The sequence below is a fragment of the Antarctobacter sp. genome (assembly GCF_034670325.1).
Taxonomy (GTDB): Bacteria; Pseudomonadota; Alphaproteobacteria; order Rhodobacterales; family Rhodobacteraceae; genus Antarctobacter.
Genome location: NZ_JAXMNR010000009.1, coordinates 146987 through 153967 on the forward strand (window position 1 = coordinate 146987; position 6981 = coordinate 153967).

Annotated in this window: 9 protein-coding genes; 1 reads left to right on the plus strand and 8 read right to left on the minus strand. The window is 62.8% G+C overall.

Translation table 11 applies throughout. From position 1 onward, the window contains the following. Nucleotides 1-2: 2 nt before the first annotated feature. From VOI21_RS20615 to VOI21_RS20645, 7 genes are read right to left on the minus strand one after another with little or no spacing between them, the layout of a single operon-like run. Nucleotides 3-1187: an NnrS family protein gene (locus tag VOI21_RS20615; protein ID WP_323771841.1), complete on the minus strand. Its 1185-nt coding sequence runs from the start codon at nucleotides 1185-1187 to the stop codon at nucleotides 3-5. Nucleotides 1188-1199: 12 nt separating this feature from the next. After that, entirely contained in the window at nucleotides 1200-1439 is a 240-nt protein-coding gene (locus VOI21_RS20620; RefSeq protein ID WP_323771842.1) for an NnrT protein, read from the minus strand. Next, on the minus strand, nucleotides 1436-1609 hold the full coding sequence (locus VOI21_RS20625) for a protein NnrT (protein WP_323771843.1): 174 nt from the start codon (nucleotides 1607-1609) through the stop codon (nucleotides 1436-1438). Before VOI21_RS20625 ends, VOI21_RS20620 begins: the two co-directional genes overlap by 4 nt. Before the next feature lies 1 nt (nucleotide 1610). Continuing rightward, nucleotides 1611-3497: a nitric oxide reductase activation protein NorD gene (locus VOI21_RS20630; protein ID WP_323771844.1), complete on the minus strand. Its 1887-nt coding sequence runs from the start codon at nucleotides 3495-3497 to the stop codon at nucleotides 1611-1613. A gap of 5 nt (nucleotides 3498-3502) precedes the next feature. After that, nucleotides 3503-4297, minus strand: a complete 795-nt coding sequence (locus VOI21_RS20635; RefSeq protein WP_323771845.1) for a CbbQ/NirQ/NorQ/GpvN family protein — start codon at nucleotides 4295-4297, stop codon at nucleotides 3503-3505. A 1-nt stretch (nucleotide 4298) separates the two neighbouring features. Beyond that, nucleotides 4299-5648: a cbb3-type cytochrome c oxidase subunit I gene (locus VOI21_RS20640; protein WP_323771846.1), complete on the minus strand. Its 1350-nt coding sequence runs from the start codon at nucleotides 5646-5648 to the stop codon at nucleotides 4299-4301. A gap of 13 nt (nucleotides 5649-5661) precedes the next feature. Next, nucleotides 5662-6114 carry a cytochrome c gene (locus VOI21_RS20645; protein ID WP_323771847.1) on the minus strand — a complete coding sequence of 151 codons (453 nt, stop codon included), beginning with the start codon at nucleotides 6112-6114 and terminating at the stop codon, nucleotides 5662-5664. Between the two features lie 118 nt (nucleotides 6115-6232). On the opposite strand from VOI21_RS20645, the gene VOI21_RS20650 reads away from it, so the two are divergent. Then, nucleotides 6233-6448 carry a DUF1858 domain-containing protein gene (locus VOI21_RS20650; RefSeq protein WP_323771848.1) on the plus strand — a complete coding sequence of 72 codons (216 nt, stop codon included), beginning with the start codon at nucleotides 6233-6235 and terminating at the stop codon, nucleotides 6446-6448. A gap of 13 nt (nucleotides 6449-6461) precedes the next feature. Here VOI21_RS20650 and VOI21_RS20655 read toward each other — a convergent pair. Then, nucleotides 6462-6981, minus strand: a 520-nt coding sequence (locus VOI21_RS20655) for a Crp/Fnr family transcriptional regulator (protein WP_323771849.1), incomplete at its 5' end; no start/stop codon positions are given.

Consider the following 6981-nt stretch of genomic DNA (forward strand, 5'->3'; position numbering starts at 1 on the left):
TATTACCCCTTGGTCCTTTCGCGCAGCAACAGGCGGCCATAAGCCACGGCAAACCCGCCAAAGGCAATGAGCCACAACAGGCCGGAAACATGGATGAGTACCGGCACCGCGTCCGCCCCGAACCGCGCCGTCACGGAGCCGAAGAACGACAGGTAGATCGCCAGTGTCCAGCGGTCGGCCAGCAGCGGTTGCCCTGAGTGGCCCAGCGTCGCCCGCGTCATCACCGCCAAGGTCATCGACCCGATGGCCCCGGCCATCCATAGGTGCTGCGCGGCGGCGGTTCCGGTGCCGGTCAAGCCGGCGAGCCCCAGCGCAATCGCGCCCATCGGGATAAAGGCGTAGGCGACATGCAGCACCCAGACCAGCGGTTCTGCCCCGGTGTGTTGACCCTGCCAGCGTGACAGTCGCATTAGGTGCAAGGCGCCGACAGCCAGCAGGAGGACGGCCGTGATCGGCTCCAGAGGTAACAACACCCACAGGAGCAGACCCGCGACGCTGGCCAACAGCACGGCTTTGTCAAAGCGCTGCATCGGTGGCGTGGGTCGTGCGGCGCGACCCTCTTTGACCAACCAGTTTCGGGTGAAGGACGGGATGATACGCCCGCCGATGACACCGATCATCATGATCGCGGTGGCCAAGCCTAGGCGCAGGCCTGTCCCCTGCGCCGCATAGTCGCCGCGCGCGGCCTCTAGGTGAAACAGCGCATTGGCCACCGTGAAGATCGTCAGCAGCCCCAGCACCATCAGGTTGCGCCAGTTCTTGCCCGCCACAATTTCTCGCAGGATCACCGCGCCAAGGACCAGTGGAAAGGCCAGGTCCGTCCCCGCCGCAATCCCCGGCGGCAGAAAGGCGGAAATCAGCACCGCTACGCGCCCTGCGCCCCACAGCGCAAAGAGCGCCGCCAAGGGCCAGCCCACCAGCGGCAGACGACCGGTCCAGTTCGGCACGGCGGTCAGCAAAAAGCCCGCCAGAACCGCACCAAGGTAGCCAAAAAGGAATTCATGCGCATGCCACGACACCGGATCGAACCGCGTTGGCAGGTCCAGCGCACCCGACAGCGCCATGATCCAGAGGACCATTGCAAAAGCCGCCCAGATCGCACCGAACAGAAAGAAGGGACGGAACCCGAAACTGAACAGCGCCGGCCCCCGCCATGCGCGCATTTGCTCTGCGGAACTCAGTGCCATAACGGGCTCCTTTCAGTCTGACGCTTGAGCGTCGGCCGCGTCCATCAGGTGACGGATGTGGCGGGCAAAGGCCCATGTGGCCGGAACGCCGATCACACAGCCGATGGCGATGGCCCAGCCGGTCGACAAGATCGGTCCGCCGACCCAGCTAAAGATCAGCGCGGCAAAGAACACGTTCACGCCCATCGCGCCCGCCCCAAACGGGTACAGCGCCAGAGCGATCTGGCGCGTGGACCAGCCGCGCCCGGTCATCGCCGGGACACCAACCGCTGCACCGCGATCATGGACAGGACCAGCGCGATACAGGCGAGGGCGTACCAGAACTCTGCGGTGGCGGATTGCGCCTGCGGGATCGGGCGGTCGAATCCTTCGGCCCATGCGGGGGCCGCGAAAAAGGCGGGGAGGATGTAAATTTTGCGCATGTCAGGTCTCCTGTGTGAGTCTGCGATAAATGTCGAGCAAGGCGCGGGTCAGGCGCTCTGGGTTGGGCAATAGCGTGAAACCGCCACGTCCAAAGATGCGGGCGAACCAGTCCTGTCCGTCCTCGTCGATGATGACGCCGTGCAGGGCGTGGCCTGCAAGGCGGGCTTCGCGCACGGCCATGTGGCTGTCTTCGATCCCGTGCTGGCCTTCGTAGTGGTCCAGATCGTTTGGCTTGCCGTCGGTCAGCACGATCAGCAGCTTGCGGGCGGACGGTTCCGCCGCCAGTTGCGCGCTGGCATGGCGGATGGCCGCGCCAAGTCGCGTGTAATGGCCGGGTTTCAACGCGCCGATATTGGCGGTGATCGCGGCATTCATCGGTGCGTCGAAATCTTTGCACCGGGTCAGGAACACCCGGTCACGGCGGAGCGAGGAAAAACCCCATATACCCAACCGGTCGCCTGCGGCGTCGATGCCTGCGGCCAGCGCGGCCATCGCCTCGCGTGCGACCTCGATCACCGAGGTGTCGCCGATGGCCGCCTCTGTCGAGCGTGAGGTGTCGATCAGGAAGGCGACCGACAGGTCACGTTCGGTCTGGCGGGCGCTTTGCCAGATACGATCCGATCCGCGCCCGGTGGCGACCAGATCGGCGCGCGCGGTCAAGAGCGCGTCAAGATCCAGCTCTGACCCGTCCACCTGACGCGGTTGCAGGATGCGGCGCGGGCGCAGCGCCTCGAACTGGCGGCGCACCTCGCGGATGCGGCGCTCATCCGCGCGGTAGGGATGGGCGGCGTCGGGCTGCGCGGGGGCGTCCAGCACCCGGCAATGGCCGTCCATGTAACTGCGCGAACGATGGTTCCATTCGGGATAGGTGTGTTCGCCGGCAAGCGCCTCATGGTCGGCATCGGCGGGCGAAAGATCCAAATGCAGGCGCAGCCGTGTGGCGGCCTTTCGGTCGTGTTTCGACAGGGTGATGTTGTCCTGATCGTCAGCTGCCTTCTGGGCGTTCTCGTCGTCGTCATCGTCGACGCTGCGGTTGATGTTCATCGACTCGACCCAGGACAGGATCGATTCGAACCGGTGGATGATAAAGCTGTCCTTGCGGTTCTGCTGGTCCTGATCCTTGCGCATGCCCAGCTTGCGGCTGGTCAGCGCGGCGGTAGGCGGCGGGGCGGCTGGATCGGCCTGTTCCTCTGTCGCGGCACTGCCTGAGCCGGGGGCGGCAAATCGCAGCCAGATCGGCACTGGCGCAAAGGGTTTGTAGCCGCGCGGTGTGTCAGGCGACGCGAGAACGGGTGAGCCGCCGCAGAGTTGATCGCGGATCGCGGTTTCAAAGATCGCCTCTTGTGCGGGGCGTGTCAGGTCGGGCCGTGCGGCGGCACAGAGTTCGGCGATGTCGGCATAGTGTCCCCGCAGCCCGGGGCAGACCGCATAGGCGGCATCGGCGGCGGCGGCATTGGCGCGGATCTGTACGCAATCAAGCGCCGGGCCTTCTGAGTCAAGGTCCAGTTCGGAAAGATCGCTGACGGCGGCCAGCGCCACCAGCCAGAAATAGGCGGCGCGGTTCAGACGCGCCTCTGGAAAATCGGCGAGGAGCGGCGGCAGGGACAGGCGTTCGCCATCGTACTGCGCCACCCATTCGCGGTCTTGTTCCGCGCCCAGCTTGCGCCGTATCGGCATGCGGTGGCGGACAAGGGTTGCCGGTGCCTCGGTCAGTTCGACCCCTGCCGCCCCGCCCAAAGCGCGAAACAGCACCGACAGGCTGGGCCGGACCGAGCCAAGCGTGACGCCCGACTCGGGGTAGGTGACGGCCTTTCCAATCCCGTTGGCCATATCGTGCCAGAGATTTCCGACGGTCTCTTCTGGTTCCATGAGATCGGAGAGGCGCATCTTTATCACCCGTAGATTGTCGAGATCAGATCCCGCAGCGCCACGCCCACGTCGGGTTCATCGCTGAGGGGTTGCACGATAGCGGCCTCCAGCGCCTGATCGACGCCCATGCCACCGGCCATCAGCGTGGCGGCATAGATCAGCAGACGGGTTGAAACGCCTTCCTCAAGATCCATGCCCGACAGCGTCCTGATCCGGCCTGCCAACCGCACCAAGGGGGCAACGCGCCCCGGTTCCAGCCCGCTTTCGCGTGACACCACGGCGATTTCCGCCTCTTCCCCCGGAAAATCGAAGGAGATCGACAGGAACCGCTGGCGCGTCGACGGTTTCAGCCGTTTCAGCACGTTCTGGTAGCCTGGGTTGTAGGAGGCGACCAACATAAAGCCCTTGGGGGCGACCAGTTCCTCTCCTGTGCGGTCGATCATAAGGGTGCGCCGCGTGTCGGTGAGCGGGTGCAGCACCACGGTCACGTCCTTGCGGGCCTCGACCACCTCATCAAGGTAGCAGATGCCGCCGTCGCGCACCGCGCGGGTCAGGGGACCGTCTACCCAGACGGTCTCGCCCCCTTTCAGCAGGTAGCGCCCGATAAGGTCCGCCGCCGACAGGTCGTCATGGCAGGCCACTGTGTACAGTGACTTGCCAAGCCGTGCGGCCATATGTTCGACAAAACGTGTTTTGCCGCAGCCGGTCGGCCCCTTCAGAAGAAGGGGCAAACCGTTGTCATAGGCCGTCTCGAAAAGCGCGCACTCTTTGGCGGCGGGCTGGTAGAACGGCAGGGTCGGCGTGGTTTGCATGTTCATCTCAACCTCCAACAGCGGGGTTGGCCGCACCGGGGGTGATGATCTCACGTTTGCGCACCACAAGGATCGAGTAGATGAACAACAGCGCACCGATGACCACCGCGAGGCCAGCACCAAAGCGCATCATGTAGAAGAGCGACAAGCCCTCTTGCACGTCCATGTAGTAGTCGCCGATGACGCGTTGCATATGCGTCTGGATGGTCCCGGCAAACGTCAGCACAAAGGTCATGAACGCCATGCCTCCGGTCATCAACCAGAACGACACCATGTTGAGCACTTGGTTATACGGTTCACGTCCGCGCAGCATCGGCATTGCGTAGGTGAACATCGCAAGGTTCAGCGCCACATAGGCCCCGTAAAAGGACAGGTGCCCGTGCGCGGCGGTGATCTGCGTGCCGTGGCTGTAGAAGTTCACGCCATGCAGGGTGTGCAGAAAGCCCCAGACGCCCGCGCCAAAAAAGGCGACCGTGCTGGACCCCAGCGACCACAAAAGGGCGGCCTTGTTGGGGTGGTTCTTGCGGCCCTTCCAGACCATGACAAAAGCAAAGCTCATCATCAGGAAGAACGGGATCACCTCAAACGTCGAGAAGATGGAGCCAATCCACTGCCAGTAGCCCGGCAGACCGATCCAGTAAAAGTGGTGCCCGGTGCCAAGGATGCCCGAGAACAGCGCCGTGGCGACGATGACATACAGCCATTTCTCGACCACTTCGCGGTCCACGCCGGTTAGTTTCAGCAGCAAGAAGGCAAGAATCGACGCCATCACCAATTCCCAGGTCGCCTCGACCCAGAGGTGCACGACAAACCACCAGTACATTTTGTCTAGGCTGAGGTTGTCGGGGTTGATGAAGGCAAAGACCCAGAGCAGCGACAACAGCCACAGGCCCATGAGCAGCACGTTGGTGATTGCCGTCTTCTTGCCCGCCAGCACGGTCATCGAGATGTTGAACAGGAAGATCAGCGCCGCGACGAGAATCCCGAACTTGACCCAGAGAGGTTGTTCAAGAAATTCGCGCCCGCCGTGGATGCCGACAAGATAGCTGCCGACGGCCCCCAGCGTGCCGACCATCAGGATGATCAACTGCAGATAGGCCAGCTTGACCGAATAGATCTCACGCTCTGATTCCTCGGGAATCAGGAAATAGGCTGCCCCGAAGAAACCCAGCAGCAGCCAGACGATCAGCGCGTTGGTGTGGATCATGCGGATGATGTTGAACGGCAATAGTTCCGACAGAAAGTTGGGCGAGACATAGATCCAGCCCGCGAGAAGACCGCCCAGCACCTGAATGCCGAACAAGGCCATCGCGCAGACGAAGTAGGCCAGCGCCACCTTTTGTGATTGGTATTTCATTGGTTTGTCCTCCTTAGCCGGCATCGTTGGGCGGCCAGCCCTGGGTGTCGGTCTGATCGGCCCAACGCAGGAATTCGGCCAGCCCGCGCATCTCTTCTTCGGTGATCTCGAAATATGGCATCTGGCGGCGACCCTCGACGCCCGAGGGCTGTGCCTTCATCCAGCCGTCAAGGATTTCATAGGCACCTTCGGGATCGTCCAGCACGCCCCAGCGGGTCATGACGTTGCCGACCTCGGGCGCGAAATACGCGCCTTCGCCGTGCAGCGAGTGGCAGTTGATGCAGGAATGCCGCTCCCACACATGCTTGCCCAGCGCCACCTCTTCGGTCAGCGGCATGCCGGCGGTTGATGTTGTCACCACGTAGCGGTGGCTGTGCACGGTCAACGCGATGAAGACGACCACGAAAAAGATCGAGCCCCCATAGAAAACGTTGCGCGCCCGTGACTTGGTTAGGAATTCAGCCATGTCCGGCCTCCTTGTCATTCAGGTCACCCACGCTTAGCGCGGCCCCAAACGTCAAAGTTTGCGCCAGAACAACATTTAGAACGGAAAGATGTGGATCATATCCATGAAAGGATATGCCATGAGCAGCCCGCGCTTTGACGACCCCGACCTGCCTTTGTCAGACTTAATGAATCAGTGGCCCCAGACGGTATCGGTTTTCCTGCAGCACGGGATGCTTTGTGTGGGGTGCCTGATTGCACCGTTCCACACGATCACCGACGCCTGCGCCGAATATCACCTTGATCAGGACACCTTTGTCGCCGAGCTGCGCGCGGCGATCGAAGGGAGCGTCTGACCGGTATCTTGTGTTAGTGGCCTTGGCTCAACAGAACCAGAGCGTGCGGATCGCAGACCTTGATCCGCTTGCGCTTGCTTTCCACCAGCCCCAGTTTTTCCCACCCGCTGAGAAGGCGGCTGGCGGTGTGCAGGGTTGTCGCCGTCAATTCCGAAAGGTCCTGGCGCGTGATCGGAAAATCGATCTCTATCCCGCCCTCGACCTTGCGACCTGTCTGGTTGACCAGCCGAAGCAGCGCGTTTGCCACCCGCTGTTCGACTTGCTGAGTGGCCAATTCGACGATGCGGGTGTTCATCTCTCCGACGCGGTGGCCCAGGGTCTTGTAAGTCTCAGTGGCAAAGCCGTCATATTCGGCCACGAATGTGTCCCACAATCGCGTCGGCCAACTGAGCGCGATAGACTCGGTCGCCGTCACGGCCGTTGCGGGATAGCTGTCGCGCCCCAGCGCGCGGGCGATGCCCAGCAACTGCCCCGCCGGGATGTGCAACGCCGTGACCTGTTCGCCGGTCGCCGTGACCCGCACCACGCGGACA

Excerpts from the sequence above, each read along its gene's own strand:
- VOI21_RS20630 (WP_323771844.1), bottom strand. The coding sequence starts at position 3,497 with ATGCGCCTCTCCGATCTCATGGAACCAGAAGAGACCGTCGGAAATCTC.
- VOI21_RS20625 (WP_323771843.1), bottom strand. The coding sequence starts at position 1,609 with ATGCGCAAAATTTACATCCTCCCCGCCTTTTTCGCGGCCCCCGCATGG.
- VOI21_RS20645 (WP_323771847.1), bottom strand. The coding sequence starts at position 6,114 with ATGGCTGAATTCCTAACCAAGTCACGGGCGCGCAACGTTTTCTATGGG.
- VOI21_RS20635 (WP_323771845.1), bottom strand. The coding sequence starts at position 4,297 with ATGAACATGCAAACCACGCCGACCCTGCCGTTCTACCAGCCCGCCGCC.
- VOI21_RS20615 (WP_323771841.1), bottom strand. The coding sequence starts at position 1,187 with ATGGCACTGAGTTCCGCAGAGCAAATGCGCGCATGGCGGGGGCCGGCG.
- VOI21_RS20650 (WP_323771848.1), top strand. The coding sequence starts at position 6,233 with ATGAGCAGCCCGCGCTTTGACGACCCCGACCTGCCTTTGTCAGACTTA.
- VOI21_RS20620 (WP_323771842.1), bottom strand. The coding sequence starts at position 1,439 with ATGACCGGGCGCGGCTGGTCCACGCGCCAGATCGCTCTGGCGCTGTAC.
- VOI21_RS20640 (WP_323771846.1), bottom strand. The coding sequence starts at position 5,648 with ATGAAATACCAATCACAAAAGGTGGCGCTGGCCTACTTCGTCTGCGCG.